This is a genomic window from Novosphingobium ginsenosidimutans, assembly GCF_007954425.1.
GTDB classification, from domain to species: Bacteria; Pseudomonadota; Alphaproteobacteria; order Sphingomonadales; family Sphingomonadaceae; genus Novosphingobium; species Novosphingobium ginsenosidimutans.
This window is the reverse complement of record NZ_CP042345.1, coordinates 1,657,417-1,674,379: the sequence shown is the minus strand read 5'-3', so window position 1 is coordinate 1,674,379 and position 16,963 is coordinate 1,657,417. Positions and strand designations below refer to the sequence as shown.

Sequence of the window (16,963 nt, the reverse complement as noted above, 5' to 3'; positions counted from 1 at the left end):
TGCGCAAGGTCTATCGCAGGGGATGGTGGGTCCAAACTCACTAAAGCGCGAGTGCCGCCTGGGCCACTGGAGGGATAGTCTCCGCGCCATAGGAGAGTGATGATGGACCAGGCCGAAGTTGCCGCACTTAAGGCGATGATGGAGTGGGAAGGCCAGCGGGGTGCCCCGCCGGCGGGCTTCCCCGCCCTGCCCGACCTGCCCGCGGCGCGCTATACCAGCCCGGAATACTTCGCGCTGGAACAGGCGCACATCTTCAGGAAGTCTTGGCTTTTCGCCGCGCACATCGACGAGATTCCGGAGCCCGGCTGCTTCATGCGCTGGGACAATGCGGGCGAACCGCTGATCATCGTCCATGGCATGGATGGCGCGGTGCGGGCTTTCTACAACACCTGCCGCCACCGCGGCGCGCCGGTGGTGACGGCCGATCGCGGCAAGTCGGCGCGGCTGATGTGCGGCTATCACAACTGGACCTACAAGACCGACGGGACACTGGTCGGCGTGCCCGAAACGCGTGATTTCGCCAACCTCGATCTGACCTGCCGCAGCCTCATCGGCGTGCGGTGCGAACGGTTTGGCAATGTGATCTTCGTCAACTTCGACGATGACGCCGTCCCCCTGCTCGACTGGCTTGGGCCATTGGCCGACGAATGGACCGAGTTCGGGTTTGACCGCGTGCGCCTGGCTGCGCGGCACAGCTTTGACCTGAACTGCAACTGGAAGGTGGCGATGGAGGCCAACATGGAGGTCTACCATGTCCCCTTCATCCACCCGGATACTGTGGCGCCGCTGGTCGATTCGAAGCGCAATTTCAACACGCTCTATCCGCACGGCCACGCCCGGATGCTCGCGCCGCCGCCGCCCCAGACCAACCGCGAGCACGTCCGCGCGATCGACAGCCCGCCCGAGTGGCAGCAGATCGATACCGTTGGCGAACTGGGCCGGACCTGCACACAGAGCTATACCCTGTTCCCCAACTGGGTCTCGCCGCTCTCCAGCTATTTCATTCCGCCGTTGGTGTTCTGGCCGACCTCGCTCACCACCACGCGGCTTGAACTGGTGACCATGGCGCTCGACTGGGGCGATGGTCCTGCGCCGGACCTGTGGACCGTGCCCGATGCCAGTCAGCCCAGTGGCCGGCAGATGAGTGCGATCATCCAAGAGGACACCCAGTTCGGCGAGGCGATCCAGCGCTCGATGGAGTCGAGCGGCTTTCGCTCTGTGCCGCTGAGCTATCAGGAAGCGCGGATCTATTACTTCCACCAGAACTGCGATGCGATGATCGGGGTGGAGCGAATTCCGCCCGAGCTGCAGGTCGAACCAGTACTCGATCAGGCCTGGGTCTGGCCCCGCGATCCCCGGCGCGAATCCGTTCTGGCAGGCTAGATTGCCGCTACGGAATGCTGCCCATCAGGCAAGACCGATAGCCCTATCGGTTTTGCTAAATGTGTCCTTGCCCCACACCACATACACCTTTCACCTCGGTTGAAGCATCGGCCGCGGGCAACAGTTGCGTAACGATAACAGCCCCGCGGACCGTTTTGGGAGGATGGTCATGATAGGATCTGCATTCGGATTCCGTAACTCGAAGAAGCTGACACGGCTGCTGCTGTGTTCCGCTTCCGGCCTTGCCGTGCTGGCAACGCCGCAGCTGGCCTTCGCCCAGGCGGCACCCGCCGATGAGCAGGCATCTGAGGACGTGATTATCGTTACCGCGCGCAAGCAGGATGAAACCCTGCAGGAAGTGCCGGTCACGATCACCAGCGTCGGCGCCGATACGCTTGAGAAGTACTCGGTTGACGAAGTTTCCGACGTCACCAGCCGCGTCCCCACGCTGAGCATCCAGGTCGGCGGTTCCGGTTCGGGCGGCCAGATCTCGCTGCGCGGGGTCGGCTCATCGAACATCTCGGCCTCGTTCGATTCGGCCGTGGCCTTCGATTATGACGGCGTCCAGGTTTCGACCATGCGCATGGTCCAGTCGGCCTTCTTCGATACCGCCCAGATCGACGTGCTGAAAGGCCCGCAGTCGCTCTACTTCGGCAAGAGCGCTTCGGCCGGCGTGTTCTCGATCAAGTCGCAGAACCCCACCTCCACTTGGGAAATCGGCGCCAAGGCCTCTTACGAGTTCGAAGAGCGCGGCTATGTCGTTGGCGGCTACATCTCGGGTCCGCTGACGGACTCGCTTGGCATCCGTCTGGCCAGCCAATACAACAAGATCGACCGCTTCGTTGAGCTTCAGCCCGGTACGCCCGCAGTCAACCAGTTCCGCGGACTGACCAACTTCGTTGGCCGTTTGACCCTCGATTTCAAGCCTGACGATGTCTTCAGCGCCAACCTCAAGGTCCAGTACAACCGCCAGACCAACGACGGGGCGATCAGCCACTCGGACGTCAATTGCGGGGTCAATGGCCGCGCCGATGTGGTGACGCTGTTTGGCGGCGCGATCTCGATCCCGGCGGGATATGACTGTAATGACAAGGACAACAAGATCTTCCTGCCCGATACGGCTGTTGCACTTGCCCGCTCGGTGCCTCTGGCGACCGGTCCGACCAAGGCCCAGGGCTACAACGGCGTGCCGTTCGGCGAAACGAACCTGTGGTTCGCCCGCCTCAAGATGGACTGGAAGCTGGCCGATAACCTGACGCTCTCGTCGGTCACCGGCTTCGTCAACCTCGATGCGACGGACGTCGACAACTACAGCTACGGCGGTATCGGCAAGGCCTATATCACGGCGCTGGGTGGTCCCGGCCCGGTCAGCGACGCGATCATTGCTGCCAACTTCCCCGCGCTCGCCGCGACCAACAGCGTTGGCGCGCCGTTTGGTGTTGGCACCAGCGATCCGCGTAACGCGCTGAAGCAGCTGAGCCAGGAACTGCGCCTCGCCACAAACAACGAGGGCATGTTCAACTTCATGATCGGCGGCTTCTATGAATGGCGCCGGTTCATCTTCGATACGGCCCAGAATGCGGTCAACATCTCGCTGATCGCGCCCGATCCGATCACCGGCTACACCTGGGACTATGACAAGAACCACACCACCAAGACCGAGGCGACCTCGATCTTCGGTAGCGTGATGCTTGACCTGACTGACCAGCTCGAACTGTCGGGTGGGGTCCGTTACACCAACGAAAACAAGACCCAACGGATCACCGTGCCCTACGTGCACCGCCTGCTGGGCCCTGGCCCAGCCTTCATCGGCAGCGGTTTCGTTTCGCCGAATATTGACTTCAGCGATGACAACCTCTCACCGGAAGTGACGCTGAAGTATCAGGTTACTCCGGACGTCAACGTCTTCGCCTCGTACAAGACCGGCTTCAAGTCGGGCGGGGTCGATAACTCGGCACTGCCATCGAACAGCCTCAGCCAGGCCGCGTTAACCGGCAACTTCAACTCGCTGATCTACAAGTCGGAAGATGCCAAGGGCGGGGAAATCGGGGTCAAGTCCCAGTTTGCCGATCGCAGCATCACGCTGAACGCGACGGCCTTCTATTACAAGTTCACCGACCTTCAGGTGCAGGTCTTCAACGCGGTGGCGGTCCAGTTCGTGACCTCCAACGCCGGTGAAGTCACCACCAAGGGTGTGGACGTGGGCTGGGCCTGGCGTACTCCGGTGGAAGGGCTGCGCTTCTCGGGCAACCTGTCCTACCTCGATGCCTACTTCAGCGCTGACTACATCACCTTCAAGGGCGTCAATCTGAATGGCCGCAAGGCCGCCCGTGCACCGAAGTGGTCGGGTAATACCGCATTCGATTACTCGGTCCCGCTGTCTGACGGGCTGCAGTTCTCGATCAACGGCAACGCCCAGTTCAGCAGCGCATACTACACCAACACTACCTCCTTCGCCGACTTCCGGCAGAATAAGTACTGGCTGTTCGACGCTTCGGTCTCGATCGGCGATCCGGACGGCAAGTGGAAACTGTCACTGATTGCCAACAACCTGACCAACAAGCTGTTTGTCAGCTCGTCGGGTGACCGTCCGTTCCTGCCGGTGGGTGGTGACGACATCATCAACAGCACCAACCGTGGCCGCCAGGTCTTCGTGGAAGCCTCGGTCAAGTTCTAAACCACAGATACCTCACCTCTACGGGCCCGCAGTCTTCAAAGGCTGCGGGCCTTTTCTTTTGTCCTTGGCATATGGGATGGCTAGCGCGGGCCAAGCAAAGTTAACGGCGCGCGAGGATTGCTCCTCGCGCGCCGCCCCCTTTTCGTTGACCCCTCGGGTCAGCCGAACAGTTGTTCCGGATCCTCGATCAGGCCCTTCAGCGTGGCCAGGAACTGTGCGCCCGCCGCGCCGTCGATGGCGCGGTGATCGACTGACAAGGTCAGACTGATCCGCGTGGCGAAATCGATCCCGCCATCGGCCGTCTCCACCGCCTCGCGCCGCGCCCGGCCGACCGCCAGGATCGCGCCCTGCGGCGGGTTGATCACGGCATCGAAATCATCGATCCCGAACATGCCGAGGTTGGAGATGGTGAAGGTCCCGCCGTCTAGATCCTCCCACGACAGCCGCCCGGCCTTAGCCTTGTCGATCTGCGCCGCCGTGGCAGCCGCAAGCTGCGGCAAGGTCATGCGGTCAACCTGGCGGACAATCGGCGTGACCAGCCCTTTGGGTGAAGCCACTGCCACCGCGATATCGGCGTGTGGGAAGTGATGCACGGCATCGCCATGCAGCTGCACATTGACGTCGGGATGCCGCGCCAGAGCCTTGCCGGCAGCAAGCACCAGGTAATCGTTGATCGAGGCCTTGATGCCCAGCACCAGGTTGGCCGTCTTGCGCAGCGCCAGCAAGGCATCGACATCCACGGCAACACGCAAGTAGAAGTGCGGGATATCGCGCTTGGCGGCGGTCAGCCGCTGCGCGATCACGCCGCGCACCTTGTCGAACGGCGCGATCCGGGGCGTGTTGGCCACGGCCACAAAGGCCGCACCGCCACTGGCTGGAGCCGGCACTGCGGCCAGCACGTCATGCTTGGAAATCCGCCCGCGCGGGCCGGTGCCGGTCAGGCCGGACAGGTCCACCCCGTGCAGCGCCGCCAGCCGGCGCGCCAGTGGCGAGGCAAAGATCCGCAGGTCTTCCGGCGCAAGCTCAGCCGCGCCGCGCAGCACCGGTGCCGCCTGGGGCCGCAGGTGCTGGTAAACGTCCTGATAGGTAATCCGTCCGCCGCGGCCCGAACCCTCGATGGCATCGAGATCGGCGCCCTCGCGCTCGGCCAGTGCCAGCGCCTCCGGGCTGATCGGCCGGTTGGTCGCGATCTTCTTCGGTGCAGCTGCCGGGGCGGCAGCAGGCTTGGCCGGCTTATCGCCGCTTGCGACCGGGGCTTCGCCAACGCCGCCCTCAGCCGGCACGAAGGCGGCGATAAAGGCATCGACTTCGGCCGCCGGAACGTCGTCGTCACCGAACACGGCCAGCAGCGCACCGACCGGCAGCACATCCTGACCCGCCGGGGCCAGCACGCGCAGGATCACGCAGTCGTTTTCGGCCTCAACCTCGTTGGTGATCTTGGCGGTTTCGATCAGGCAGAGCGTATCGCCACGCTTCACCCGGTCACCCTCGCCGACCATCCATTCGGCAATCGTACCTTCGGTCATTTCGATGCCCCACTTGGGCATGCAGAAGGGGCGGAGCTTGCTCATCTCTCGCCTCCTAGCGGTAACCGAGGACCTTGCGGGCCGCCGCTTCGATCTTGGCCGCCGACGGCAGGTAGGCCTGTTCCAGCTCCAGCGCGAAGGGCACCGGCGAATGCGGCGCGCAGACCATTTCGATCGGCGCCTTGAGGCTGGCGAAGGCCTTCTGCGCGGCGAGCGCGGAAATATCGGTCGCCAGGCTGCAGCGCTGCGGCGCCTCATCCACCACGACCAGTCGCCCGGTCACCTCGACCGAATCGAGGATCGCTTCCTCATCCATCGGGCTGGTGGTGCGAAGGTCGATCACGTCGCAGCCGATCCCGTCCTTGGCCAGGGCATCGGCAGCGGCTTCGCAGCGGCTGACCATCAGCCCGGTCGCGACCAGGGTCAGGTCCTGGCCGGCGCGGGTCAGGCGGGCATGGCCGAAGGGAATGGTCCAATCGCCATCGGGCACTTCGCCGGTCACGCCGTAGAGCGCCTTGTGCTCCAGGAAGATCACCGGATCGTCCCCGCGCAGCGCCTCGCGCAGCAGGCCGCGCACGTCTTCGGGGGTGGAAGGCATGACGACCTTGAGGCCCGGCATAGCGGTCAGGAAGTGGTGGACCGACTGGCTGTGCTGCGCCGCCGCGTTGAAACCGCCGCCATAGGCCATGCGGATGATCGCCGGGCAGGTCGATTTGCCGCCGAACATGTAACGGAACTTGGCGATCTGGTTCCAGATCTGGTCGAGCGACACGCCGATGAAGTCGGCAAACATCAGTTCAGCGATCGGCTTCTTGCCGGCCAGCGCCAGGCCGCCAGCTGCGCCGACGATGGCGCTTTCCGAAATCGGGGTGTCGATCACCCGGTCCGGGCCGAAGGCATCATAAAAGCCGGTCGAAGTTGACCAGATCCCGCCGATCGCTTCGGGCCCGCCGGCCGTGCCCATGCCGCCGACCACGTCCTCACCCAGGACCACAACCCGCTCATCGCGTTCCATCGCTTCGAAAATCGTCGAGCGGACGGCATCGCGGTACATCATCTTGGCCATTGCGAAGTCTCCGGCTCAGTAGGCAACGTAGACGTCGGCCAGGACGTCTTCGGGCGTGGGGCGCGGCGCGGCGCGGGCGGCAACAACCGCCGCCTCGATCTGGTCGAGCACCTCGGCGTCAATGGTATCGAGATCGGCGTCGGTCAGCAGCTTGGCCGAAACCACGCTCTGGCGGAACTTCTTCAGGCAATCGCGGGTCTCGCGGATCCGGTCGAGCTCACCCTCGCCGCGGTAGCGCTGCGGATCGCCCTCGAAGTGACCGAAGAAGCGCTCTGTATCGAACTCGACCGAGGCCGGACCATTGCCGGCGCGGACATAGTCGAGCAGTTCGCGCATCGTTTCGTGGACTGCGAAAAAATCAGTCCCGTCAGCGCGCCAGACCTTCATGCCAAAGGCTTCGGCGCGGCTAGCGATGTCTTGCTGGGTGCCGACGGCATATTCAAAGCCAGTGTGCTCGGAATAGTGGTTGTTCTCGAACACGAAGATGCAGGGCGCCTTGGTGACGACCGCCATGTTCATCGCTTCAAACGTCGTGCCCTGGTTGCAGGCCCCGTCGCCCGAGAAGGTGATTGCGACCTTGCCCTTGCCATCAAGCTTCGCGGCCAGCGCCGCGCCGACCGCGATCGGTGCGCCGGCGCCGACGATGCCATTGGCGCCCAGCATTCCCACATCGACATCGGCGATATGCATCGAGCCGCCCTTGCCCTTGCACAGGCCTTCGCGGCTGCCCCAGATTTCTTTCATCATGCCATCGACATCGCAGCCCTTGGCCAGGCAATGCCCGTGGCCGCGGTGGGTCGAGACGATCTTGTCATCGGTATCAAGATGCTCGCAGACCCCGACTGCAACCGCTTCCTGGCCGCAATAAAGGTGCGTGAAACCGGCAATCGCGCCGGTGGCGATATCGATATGCAGGCGCTCTTCAAACTCGCGGATGATCTTCATCCGGCGGTAGGCCTGCAGCATTTGCTCGCGACTGAGTTGCATGGTGTTCTCTCGGTTGCCTGGCACGGTCGGGCCCGCCAAAGCGAACCTTTTCCCAGCATGTCGTCATGCGGTGAGGGGCCGGTCCTGCCCATTCGCCAAATTGCTAGTTTAGCGCCGCAAGCCCCGCCAAAATGGTGGACTTGGCAATTGCGCTGGGCGGCTGAAGCGCTATCCTGCGCGGCGTGTCGGCATCAAGACCGGACGGGGCAGGAGAGGAAATGGGCCGCAAGCCCTCAGCCAAGCCGACGAGCTTTGATATCGCCTATCTGGCGGGGGTTTCGCAGCCTACTGTCAGCCGCGCGCTGCGCGGCTCCAAATCGGTCAGCCTGGCGACCCGCCAGCGGATCCAGGAGATCGCGCGCGAGCTGAACTATTCGGTCGACAAGAACGCCTCGTCGCTGCGCTCGCAGCGCTCGCACACCATTGCCCTGCTGTTCTTCGAGGACCCGACGCCCGACGGGGCCAATATCAACCCGTTCTTCCTCGCCATGCTCGGCGCGATCACGCGCGCGACGGCAAATCGCGGGCTGGACCTGCTGATCTCGTTCCAGAAGCTGGAGGATGACTGGCACACCCGCTACCAGGACAGCCACCGCGCCGATGGCCTGATCCTGCTCGGCTATGGCGACTACACGCTTTACACCCAGCGGCTGACCGAACTGGTCGAACACGATACACGCTTTGTGCGCTGGGGCTCGGTCCGCGAGGATACGATCGGGGCGACGGTCGGCACTGACAACGTTGCCGCTGGCCGGCTGGCAGGGGAACACCTGCTAGAGCTCGGCCGGCGCAAGATCGCCTTCCTGGGCCATGCCGACGAGCATTATCCCGAATTCGCCGATCGCTATCGCGGCCTCTGCGAAGCAATGGCGGATGCCGGGCTGGCCGCCGACCCGGCGCTGCAGGTCCCCGCGCTATCCAGCGAAGGCGATGGCCGGGCCGCCGTTCGGGCATTGCTGGACGCCGGGGCGGATTTCGACGCAGTCTTCGCCGCGAGCGACCTGATTGCTATCGGTGCCATGCGGGCACTGGCCGAAGCGGGACGCAAAGTGCCTGGCGATGTCGCAGTAGTCGGTTTCGACGATATCCCAGCCGCCAGCCTGACCAGTCCGCCGCTGACCACCGTCCAGCAGGACCTGATCGCAGCTGGCGAACTGCTGGTCGAGACGCTGGCCGAGCAGATCGAGGATCGGGCCCAGGCCAATCGCAGCCTGCCGCCACGGCTGATCGTGCGGGCCAGCACCACCGGCTGAAGCCCTTACGTATTCGTATGCCTCTTGCCTGCCTGCGGCGGGCATGCCAGCCCTGCAATCAATAAAGGGGAGAGGCATGGCTACCGAGAAACCACGGCAGAGCTGGGCCGGGCTGTTCAACATCAGCTTTGGCTTTTTCGGCATCCAGATCGGCTTTGCGCTGCAGAACGCCAATATGAGCCGTGTCTTCCAGTCGCTTGGATCGTCGATTGATGATCTGCCGGCGCTGTGGGTCGCCGCTCCGCTGACAGGCCTCTTGGTCCAGCCGATCATTGGCCACCTCTCTGACAAGACCTGGCTCGGCCGCCTAGGCCGCCGCCGCCCGTTCTTCCTGCTCGGCGCGGTTCTCGCGGCGCTCTCGCTACTGGCCATGCCGGAATCGAACGTGCTGCTGATGGCGGCAGTGCTGCTGTGGGTGCTTGATGCCAGCCTCAACATCTCGATGGAGCCGTTCCGGGCCTTTGTGGGCGATATGCTGCGCAAGGACCAGCACACGGCCGGCTATGCCGTGCAGACCGCCTTTATCGGTGCGGGCGCGGTGGTCGGCTCGATCTTCCCCTATCTGCTGGAGCATTGGGGCGTGTCGAACGAGGCCCCGCTTGGCCAGATTCCCGATACGGTGCGCTTTGCCTTTTGGGCGGGCGGTCTGGCGCTTTTCGCGGCGGTCATGTGGACCGTGCTGACCACCACGGAATATTCGCCCGAGGAAATGCGCGCCTTTGACGAGGCTGAGGAAGCCGATGGCCCGACTCTACGTGCCCTGGCCGATCGCAGCACGGGCGGGCCATTCTGGTGGATCGCCGGCGGCGGCTTCCTGGCGGTGGTGACTGAAGAGTGGGGGCTGGAAAAGGAAGTCTATCTGCTCGCCATGTTGCTGGTTGCCTACGGCGTGCTCAGCTACCTTGCCATTCGCATGGCCCGTTCGGGCAAGAGCGCCAACATGCTGGCCAGCATAGTGGGCGATTTTTCCGGCATGCCGGAAATCATGCGCAAGCTGGCGCTGGTGCAATTCTTCAGCTGGTCGGCGCTGTTCATCATGTGGATCAACACCACGCCGGTGGTGGCGCAAAACTTCTTCGGCTCGGCCGATCCCGCCAGCGCAGCCTACCAGGAAGGCGGCAACTGGGTGGGCGTGCTGTTCTCGGTCTACAACGGCGTGGCGGCGATTGCTGCGCTGACCCTGCTGCCCTTCCTTTCGAGCCGCTTTGGCAAAGCCAAGACCCATGTTTTCGGCCTGCTCTGCGGTGCGGCGGGCTATGCCAGCTTTTTTGTGTTCACCACACCCGAGCAGCTGATCATCAGCGAAATCGGCGTGGGCATCGCCTGGGCATCGATCCTCGCCATGCCTTATGCAATCCTGGCGAGCAGCCTGCCGCAAGCCAAGCTTGGCATCTACATGGGGCTGTTCAACGTCTTCGTGGTCGTACCGCAATTGCTGGTAGCGACGGTGATGGGCTCGGTCATGAAGGCCTTCTTCCCCGACCAGCCGATCTGGACCATGGCCTTCGCCGCCGGCACGCTGGTCCTGGCCGCGGCGGCGATGCTGCGCGTGAAGGTGCCTGGAGAATAGTTTTCTTCCACTAACCGTGGGGCAACACCAGCCGATGGCGGATGCCATCGGCGCACCCCACAGGGACTCCTAGAAGTCAGCGACGAGCTGCAACGTGATCTGGCGCCGGTTCGAATAGGTGAACCCGCCCGATCCGTTCACGTTCCAGCCGTATTCGTTGAACAGGTTGAGCACCATGGGCCGCAGCAGCCAGGTCCCGCCCGCCGTTATAAAGCGATAACGCGCGCCCAGGTTGAACGTGGTGCGCGGCGGCGCGATCAGCGTGTTGGCGGCATTGCCGACGCGGCTTGAGAGGCTCTCGACCGAAGCGTCTAGCGACAGCGGCCCATGCCCCTCGTCCATCCGCCAGTCGATCGTTGCCACCGAGCGGCGACGGATCTGTCCGACCGGGCGCGGGCCGATGAGACGCGTCTCGACCGCCTCACCCGAGATGGTCGGATCGAGGAACAGTGAGCCGCCAACGATGGTCAGTCCGGGGGCAAGCTGTCCGGTCAGTGAAACTTCGACCCCGCGATTGGTCAGCTCGCCCAACTGGCGATAGCGCAGCGCCGGATCGAGGTTGTAGTAGGGCTTCTTGATCGAAAAGGCCCCGGCGATGAAGGTCAGCTTCGGGGTGACCGCCCAGCGCGCGCCGGCTTCGACCTGGCTGGTGCGCAGCGCCGGGGGGGCTTCGGAGCGATTGGTGGCGATATCGGGAGCCACCAGCGCTTCCTCTTGCCCGCGAGTGTAACCGGCATAGAGCGACAGCCCGCGCGCCACATGGACCGAGCCCGCCACATTGAGCAGCAACGGATTGTCGCGCGTTACCGGATCGGCCAGCGCCGGATCGGCGAAATCGAGCGCCTTGCGGTAGCGGCTCTTCGAAATCCCGACGTCCAGGCTGAAGTGCTGCGGCGAAACCATCGACCAGGCCATACCGCCAGTGATCTGGCGCACTTCGTCGCGGTTCTTGGCCCCTTGCGTCCAGACCGGCTCGGCGCGCAGATCGGGGCGCAGGATGGTCGAAGGGCCGAGCGTCAGCACGCTGCCCCCGCCGAAATCGCGATTGCGCGAACGGCCGCGGACCGAGGCGATCAGGCGGTGGTTGATGCTGGCGCCGACCAGTTCCTTGACCAGCCGCACTTCGCCCGACCACGAGCCGTCGTAATTGTCACGCTCGGCAATGATGCGGCGGTTGGCGACCGAGCCGTCGGTGCCGACACCGCGCATCAGGTCGGCATAGACGCTGTGCTGGTCCTTGGCCGAATAGAACAGCCCTGCTTCCAGCTTCACGCCCAGCAGCGGCGTCTTGACGATTGCCCCGCTGGTCCAGAGGTCCTGGCTGCGGCTGGCCCAGGGCTGGCTAAGGTCGAGCCCACGCTCTGCCTTGGGCGGCGGCTCGGTGCCAACGGGATAGTAGAACGGCCGCAGCTCGTCGCTGCGGTAGATGAACAAGCCGCCGAACAGCAGCACTTCGGTGCCCTGCTGCGGGCGCCAGGCCATGGTCATGCCGATGGGGCGGTACAGGCTGTGCCCGCCTTCATAGCGGGTGGCGTTGCGGAAACCGACCCCGCCGGAGATGCCAAAGGTATCGCTGAGCGGCTGCTTGAACTCGATCGAGCCACCCGGCCCGATCGAATTGGGCGAGCTGTATTCGAGGTTGAAGCTGTAGCTGGCGTCCTTGCCCGGCTGGGTCAGGTTGTAATCGACCAGGCCTGTCGGCGCCGGGAACGGATAGCGCAGCGCCGCCGCGCCGACGCGGATCGTGTTGCCATCGACAATCCGCGAGGAAATCCGCTCGACCTGATCGAAGTACAGACCCTCGAGCCGGACGTTCCCCGCGTCGACCGGATTGAATCCCCGCACATCCTCGTTGTTGTAAAGCCCGGTCTTTTCGCTGCCGACCGAGCGGCCGAAGGCATCGCTCGACTGAGTCGCGGCATTCTCACCCGCGCGCTGGGCCAGCGCAGGCGTGGACAGGACGGCAAGGCCAAGCGAGAGGAGAACGGACGGACGCACGCCCGGCCCATACCGGATTAACTGCGCGATGAAACCCCAGCTTCAGCCAGTGGCTCAGCTATCCCCGCGTTCGGCCGGATCCTCGTGCAGCCACGATGCATGGCGCGGCGCGCGCTTGGTTTCACTCCATTCGTGCAACATGGCCGGGGCGACGGCGGCCAGTTCGGCATACTGGTCCGGCGTGCCGATATCGCAGGCCAGCTCCAACCGGTGCCCGTTGGGATCGAAGAAATAGATCGAGCGGAAGATGCCGTGATAGGTCGGCCCCAGCACTTCGATCCCCTGCGCCTCGATATGGGCTTTGGCCGCGAGCAGCGCGTCAAGATCGGCCACCTTGAAGGCGAGGTGCTGGACCCAGGCCGGGGTGTTGGGGTCCTTGCCCATTTCCGGCTGGTTCGGCAGCTCGAAAAAGGCGACCACATTGCCGCCGCCGCAATCGAGGAAGACATGCATGTAGGGGTCGAATTCCCCGGTCGAGGGCACGTGATCCTCGGCAAAGGCGGTGGTGTAGCGCATGCCAAGCACGCGGCTGTACCATTCAACCGTCTCCTTGGCATCGCGGCAGCGATAGGCGACGTGGTGGATGCGCTCGAGCGTGGGGACCGCGGTCACTGTTCGGCTCCTTCGACCTGCAGCGCGCCGCGGCGGATCTGGTCGGCTTCGATCGACTTGAACAGGGCGGTAAAGTTGCCCTCGCCAAAGCCCTCGTCCTTCTTGCGCTGGATGAATTCGAAGAACACCGGCCCGATCATGGTCTGGCTGAAGATCTGCAGCAGCAGGCGCGGATCGTTGTTCTGGGTCGATCCGTCGAGCAGGATGCCACGCCTTTGCAGTTCGCCAACCGGTTCGCCGTGGCCGGGCAGGCGCTCATCCAGCATCTCGTAATAGGTCGCAGGCGGGGCCGGGGCGAAGGGCGTGCCCAGCGCGGCCAGCCGGTCCCAGACGGCGTAGAGATCGTCGCAGGCAAAGGCGATGTGCTGGATCCCCTCGCCGTTGTAGGCGCGCAGGTATTCCTCGATCTGGCCGCCGCCACCGGCGCCTTCCTCGTTGAGCGGAATCCGGATCTTGCCATCGGGCGCGGTCATCGCCTTGCTGGTCAGGCCGGTGTACTCGCCCTTGATGTCGAAATAGCGGATCTCGCGGAACCCGGCGATCCGCTCATAGAAGGCAGCCCAGTGGGCCATGCGCCCGCCATAGACGTTGTGCGTCAGGTGATCGATCAGCTTGAGGCCGGTGCCGACCGGGTGGCGATCAACGCCGGCGTGGTAGACGAAATCGATGTCATAGATCGACAGGTCGCTGCCATAGCGGTCGATCAGGTAGATCATCGAGCCGCCGATCCCGCGAAAGGCCGGCAGGCGCAGTTCCATGACCCCGGTGCGGCTTTCGACCGGCTCAGCCCCGCGCTCGATCGCCTCGGCATAGGCCTTGGCCGCGTCACGCACGCGCCAGCCCATCCCGCAAGCCGAGGGGCCGTGTTCCTGGGCGAAGTACCAAGCCGGGCTTTTCGGTTCATAATTGGCGATCAGGTTGATATCGCCCTGGCGCCAGAGCTGGACGTCCTTGGAGCGGTGGCGGGCAATCTCGGTAAAGCCCATCGCGGCAAAGACTGGCTCCAGCACGCCCTTTTCCGGCGCGCAGAACTCGACGAATTCGAACCCGTCGAGGCCCAGCGGGTTTTCGAAAAGGTCGGCCATGGTGGTCGTGCTCCTGTCACGAATTTCGGTTTCAGTTGAAACTAAATGCGCGATGGACCGGAGTCAAGGATTCGTCAGACCGAAACCGCCTTCAGAACCGCGGCATCTGCTGGCTGGCGCAGTGGAACGAGCCGCCCCCGGCGAGTACCGCATCGGCCAGCACGCCGACCACCGCTCGGTCCGGAAACAGCGCCTGGATCGCCGCGACGCCGTCCTCGTCATGGCGCGTGCCATAGGTCGGGACGACCACCACATGGCTGGTCACGGCAAAGTTCATATAGCTCGCCGGCTCGATCCGCCCGCCCTCGCTTGTCACCCGGCCCGGCGACGGCACTTCGGCGACTTTCAGGCCAAGTGCCTCCGCCCGCGCCTTGGCATCGGCATAGATCGCGGCATTGGGATCGTCCGCCCCGGTGGGGCGCGGGACAACCAGGACGCCGGGCGCAACGAACCGCGCGAGGTTGTCGACATGGCCATCGGTGTGATCGTTGATCAGCCCTTCGCCCAGCCACAGCACCTTGTCGAACCCAAGGTCTCGCTCCAGCCGCGCTTCCAGATCGGCGCGCGCGAGCTGCGGGTTGCGATTGGGGTTCAGGAGGCACTGCTCGGTCGTCGCGACAAGGCCCGTGCCATCGCAATCAAGCGCCCCGCCCTCCAGGATCCAGTCGGCCGTGGCGACGGGCAGGCCGGCGCTTTCCGCCAGCTCCGCGCCGATCTCCTGGTCGCCGTCCATCAGGTACTTGCCGCCCCAGCCGTTGAAGCCAAAGCGCTGGCCCAGCGCCGCGCCATCGCGCTGCACCACCAGCGGACCGGTATCGCGCAGCCAGACATCGCCATAGCGGCGCGTCTCCAGCTTTACCGCCGCGCTGCACAGCGCGCTGGCGCGGGCGTGGTTGGCCGCATCGCGGACGATCAGCCGCACTTCCTGCCCGCTTTCGGCCACGGCATTGGCAAAGGCCGCGACCTGTTCCTGGGCGCGTTCCAGAAAGCCGGGCCATTCGACCGGATCGTGCGGAAAGCCGATCCAGATCCAGTCCTGCGGATGCCATTCGGGCGGCATCCACACTGTCGCTGCTGCCATTACTTGGCGCCCTTCCGGCTCTTGTCGCGGATCGCGCGGAATTCGTCGGTCGGGTGCCAGTTGGGCCAGTCGCTGGTCATCGCCAGGCTGCGGCCGAGGCGGTAGAACAGCTCGCCATCCTGCAGCATGCCCGACCAGTCCCAGTTCGGATCGAATTCGTCCTCCGGCCCGTGATAGGCTTCCGCGTTGTAACGCTTCGCTGCCGCTTCGCCGGCCGCCTTGCCGCCCAGCACCCAGTCATTGCCCCGGCCCAGGTTGAACATCGGCACCCCGCGCTTGGCCATGCTGAAGTGGTCGGAGCGATAGTAATACCCGCGCTCGATGTCGCTCTCGGGCGACTGCGCCAGGCCCATCGCCTTGGTCACGGCATTAACGTAGCGGGTCAGTTCGCTCTTGTCCCCGCCGACCACCTGAAAATCGCGCGAAGGCGATCCGGGCGAAAGCGCATCCATGTTCACCCCGCCAACCGTCTTGGCCAGCGGATAGACCGGGTTGGCGCCGTAGTATTCGCTGCCAAGCAGGCCCGATTCCTCCAGCGTCACCGCCAGGAACACCTGGCTGCGATCGGCCGGCCCAGCCTTGACGTTGGCTTCGGCCAGCGCGGCGAGCATGGCCGTGCCGGTGGCATTGTCGACCGCGCCATTGCAGATGTCGTCACCCTTGGCGTTGGCCTTGCAGCGACCGAGGTGATCCCAGTGGGCGGTGTAGAGCACGTATTCATCCGGCCGCTTCTTGCCGGGGAGAATCCCGATCACGTTCTTCGACATGGCTGTGCGCAAGCTGTTGTCGAAGTTCATGCTGGCCTTCAGGCCCAGCGGCACCGCCTTGAACCCGCGCTGCTTGGCCGCGGCGGTCAGCTGGGTCAGGTCCTGGCCCGCCGCCTTGAGGATAGCTTCGGCAACGCCCTTCTGGATCCAGCCGTTGGCCTCGGTCTGGTCCATGCCCTTGTTGGCCTTCTGGACGAAGTACTGCGCTCCGGTCCACGAGCTTTCGACCACGTTCCAGCCATAGGCCGCCGGGAAGGTATCGTGGATGATCAGCGCAGCCCGCGCGCCCTGCCTTGCTGCTTCCTCGAACTTGTAGGTCCAGCGGCCGTAATAGGTCATCCGGCGGCCCTTGAACGGGCCTTCCTCGGTGGCGGTTTCATAGTCCGGGTCGTTGACCAGGATCACCGCGACCTTCCCCTTCATGTCGAGGCCGGCATAGTCGTTCCAGCCGAGTTCCGGGGCATTGATCCCGTAGCCGACGAAGACCAGCTCGGCGTCCGCAATCGCGGTCCGGTCAACCGCCCGATAGGACCCAGCGACGAAATCCTTGCCCGGCGCGAACAGCATGGTGCTTGGCCCGCCGGTGATGGCCAGGCCCGCCACGTTGCTGGCGGTGATCTCCACCGTCGGCACGTCCTGCGTCCAAGAACCCTTGTTGCCGGGTTGGAGCCCCGCCGCCTTGAACCGCTCGATCAGGTAGGCAACGGTCTTTTCCTCGCCTGCCGTACCGGGTGAGCGACCCTCGAACTCATCGGAGGATAGCGTCTTCACCATCTCCACCAGCGCCGGCTCGTTGAGTGCGACTGGCGCGACATTCGGTACCGGGACGGGCTTCGCCTGGGCAGCGGCGGGAACAGCAAGGGCGGCAAGCAGCAGGGCGCGGAGCTTCATCTGCGGGATAACCTTTCGGAGCTTCAGATTGGTCCGCCGATTGACAGAGCCTCGCCCCCTTCGCAAG

General features: G+C 64.4%; 12 protein-coding genes. 4 read left to right on the top strand and 8 right to left on the bottom strand.

Annotated features, from left to right (window positions below; genetic code table 11):
• The first annotated feature begins 102 nt into the window (after positions 1 to 102).
• Positions 103 to 1,383, top strand: coding sequence for an aromatic ring-hydroxylating oxygenase subunit alpha (locus tag FRF71_RS08375; protein WP_147090193.1), 1,281 nt, complete (start codon positions 103 to 105; stop codon positions 1,381 to 1,383).
• A gap of 169 nt (positions 1,384 to 1,552) precedes the next feature.
• A complete protein-coding gene (locus tag FRF71_RS08370) occupies positions 1,553 to 4,060 on the top strand; it encodes a TonB-dependent receptor (protein WP_161597916.1) in 2,508 nt (835 codons plus the stop codon).
• 158 nt (positions 4,061 to 4,218) lie between these two features.
• Here the strand turns inward: FRF71_RS08370 and FRF71_RS08365 are convergent, their stop codons facing one another.
• The 3 genes from FRF71_RS08365 to FRF71_RS08355 are packed head-to-tail and all read right to left on the bottom strand — an operon-like array spanning position 4,219 to position 7,639.
• A complete protein-coding gene (locus FRF71_RS08365) occupies positions 4,219 to 5,631 on the bottom strand; it encodes a 2-oxo acid dehydrogenase subunit E2 (protein ID WP_147090189.1) in 1,413 nt (470 codons plus the stop codon).
• Positions 5,632 to 5,641: 10 nt separating this feature from the next.
• The gene (locus FRF71_RS08360; RefSeq protein ID WP_147090186.1) at positions 5,642 to 6,652 is read right to left on the bottom strand and encodes an alpha-ketoacid dehydrogenase subunit beta; all 1,011 of its coding nucleotides are present in this window, start codon (positions 6,650 to 6,652) and stop codon (positions 5,642 to 5,644) included.
• 15 nt (positions 6,653 to 6,667) lie between these two features.
• Positions 6,668 to 7,639 carry a thiamine pyrophosphate-dependent dehydrogenase E1 component subunit alpha gene (locus FRF71_RS08355; RefSeq protein WP_147090184.1) on the bottom strand — a complete coding sequence of 324 codons (972 nt, stop codon included), beginning with the start codon at positions 7,637 to 7,639 and terminating at the stop codon, positions 6,668 to 6,670.
• Between the two features lie 218 nt (positions 7,640 to 7,857).
• On the opposite strand from FRF71_RS08355, the gene FRF71_RS08350 reads away from it, so the two are divergent.
• Both FRF71_RS08350 and FRF71_RS08345 read left to right on the top strand, forming a co-directional pair.
• On the top strand, positions 7,858 to 8,892 hold the full coding sequence (locus FRF71_RS08350) for a LacI family DNA-binding transcriptional regulator (RefSeq protein ID WP_147091588.1): 1,035 nt from the start codon (positions 7,858 to 7,860) through the stop codon (positions 8,890 to 8,892).
• A gap of 76 nt (positions 8,893 to 8,968) precedes the next feature.
• The gene (locus tag FRF71_RS08345; RefSeq protein WP_147090182.1) at positions 8,969 to 10,462 is read left to right on the top strand and encodes an MFS transporter; all 1,494 of its coding nucleotides are present in this window, start codon (positions 8,969 to 8,971) and stop codon (positions 10,460 to 10,462) included.
• Positions 10,463 to 10,531: 69 nt separating this feature from the next.
• Here FRF71_RS08345 and FRF71_RS08340 read toward each other — a convergent pair whose 3' ends face one another.
• From FRF71_RS08340 to FRF71_RS08320, 5 genes are all read right to left on the bottom strand, one after another.
• On the bottom strand, positions 10,532 to 12,460 hold the full coding sequence (locus tag FRF71_RS08340; RefSeq protein ID WP_147090180.1) for a TonB-dependent receptor domain-containing protein: 1,929 nt from the start codon (positions 12,458 to 12,460) through the stop codon (positions 10,532 to 10,534).
• 54 nt (positions 12,461 to 12,514) lie between these two features.
• Positions 12,515 to 13,072, bottom strand: coding sequence for a VOC family protein (locus FRF71_RS08335; protein ID WP_147090179.1), 558 nt, complete (start codon positions 13,070 to 13,072; stop codon positions 12,515 to 12,517).
• The gene (gene hppD / locus FRF71_RS08330) at positions 13,069 to 14,157 is read right to left on the bottom strand and encodes a 4-hydroxyphenylpyruvate dioxygenase (RefSeq protein ID WP_147090176.1); all 1,089 of its coding nucleotides are present in this window, start codon (positions 14,155 to 14,157) and stop codon (positions 13,069 to 13,071) included. Before hppD ends, FRF71_RS08335 begins: the two co-directional genes overlap by 4 nt.
• A gap of 91 nt (positions 14,158 to 14,248) precedes the next feature.
• A complete protein-coding gene (locus tag FRF71_RS08325) occupies positions 14,249 to 15,238 on the bottom strand; it encodes an agmatine deiminase family protein (protein WP_147090175.1) in 990 nt (329 codons plus the stop codon).
• Positions 15,238 to 16,896 carry a M28 family metallopeptidase gene (locus FRF71_RS08320; RefSeq protein ID WP_147090173.1) on the bottom strand — a complete coding sequence of 553 codons (1,659 nt, stop codon included), beginning with the start codon at positions 16,894 to 16,896 and terminating at the stop codon, positions 15,238 to 15,240. Before FRF71_RS08320 ends, FRF71_RS08325 begins: the two co-directional genes overlap by 1 nt.
• Positions 16,897 to 16,963: the final 67 nt, after the last annotated feature.

What these genes read in the sequence shown, in the direction of transcription:
- FRF71_RS08375 (WP_147090193.1), top strand. Translation starts at nt 103, where the DNA reads ATGGACCAGGCCGAAGTTGCCGCACTTAAGGCGATGATGGAGTGGGAA.
- FRF71_RS08370 (WP_161597916.1), top strand. Translation starts at nt 1,553, where the DNA reads ATGATAGGATCTGCATTCGGATTCCGTAACTCGAAGAAGCTGACACGG.
- FRF71_RS08365 (WP_147090189.1), bottom strand. Translation starts at nt 5,631, where the DNA reads ATGAGCAAGCTCCGCCCCTTCTGCATGCCCAAGTGGGGCATCGAAATG.
- FRF71_RS08360 (WP_147090186.1), bottom strand. Translation starts at nt 6,652, where the DNA reads ATGGCCAAGATGATGTACCGCGATGCCGTCCGCTCGACGATTTTCGAA.
- FRF71_RS08355 (WP_147090184.1), bottom strand. Translation starts at nt 7,639, where the DNA reads ATGCAACTCAGTCGCGAGCAAATGCTGCAGGCCTACCGCCGGATGAAG.
- FRF71_RS08350 (WP_147091588.1), top strand. Translation starts at nt 7,858, where the DNA reads ATGGGCCGCAAGCCCTCAGCCAAGCCGACGAGCTTTGATATCGCCTAT.
- FRF71_RS08345 (WP_147090182.1), top strand. Translation starts at nt 8,969, where the DNA reads ATGGCTACCGAGAAACCACGGCAGAGCTGGGCCGGGCTGTTCAACATC.
- hppD (WP_147090176.1), bottom strand. Translation starts at nt 14,157, where the DNA reads ATGGCCGACCTTTTCGAAAACCCGCTGGGCCTCGACGGGTTCGAATTC.
- FRF71_RS08325 (WP_147090175.1), bottom strand. Translation starts at nt 15,238, where the DNA reads ATGGCAGCAGCGACAGTGTGGATGCCGCCCGAATGGCATCCGCAGGAC.
- FRF71_RS08320 (WP_147090173.1), bottom strand. Translation starts at nt 16,896, where the DNA reads ATGAAGCTCCGCGCCCTGCTGCTTGCCGCCCTTGCTGTTCCCGCCGCT.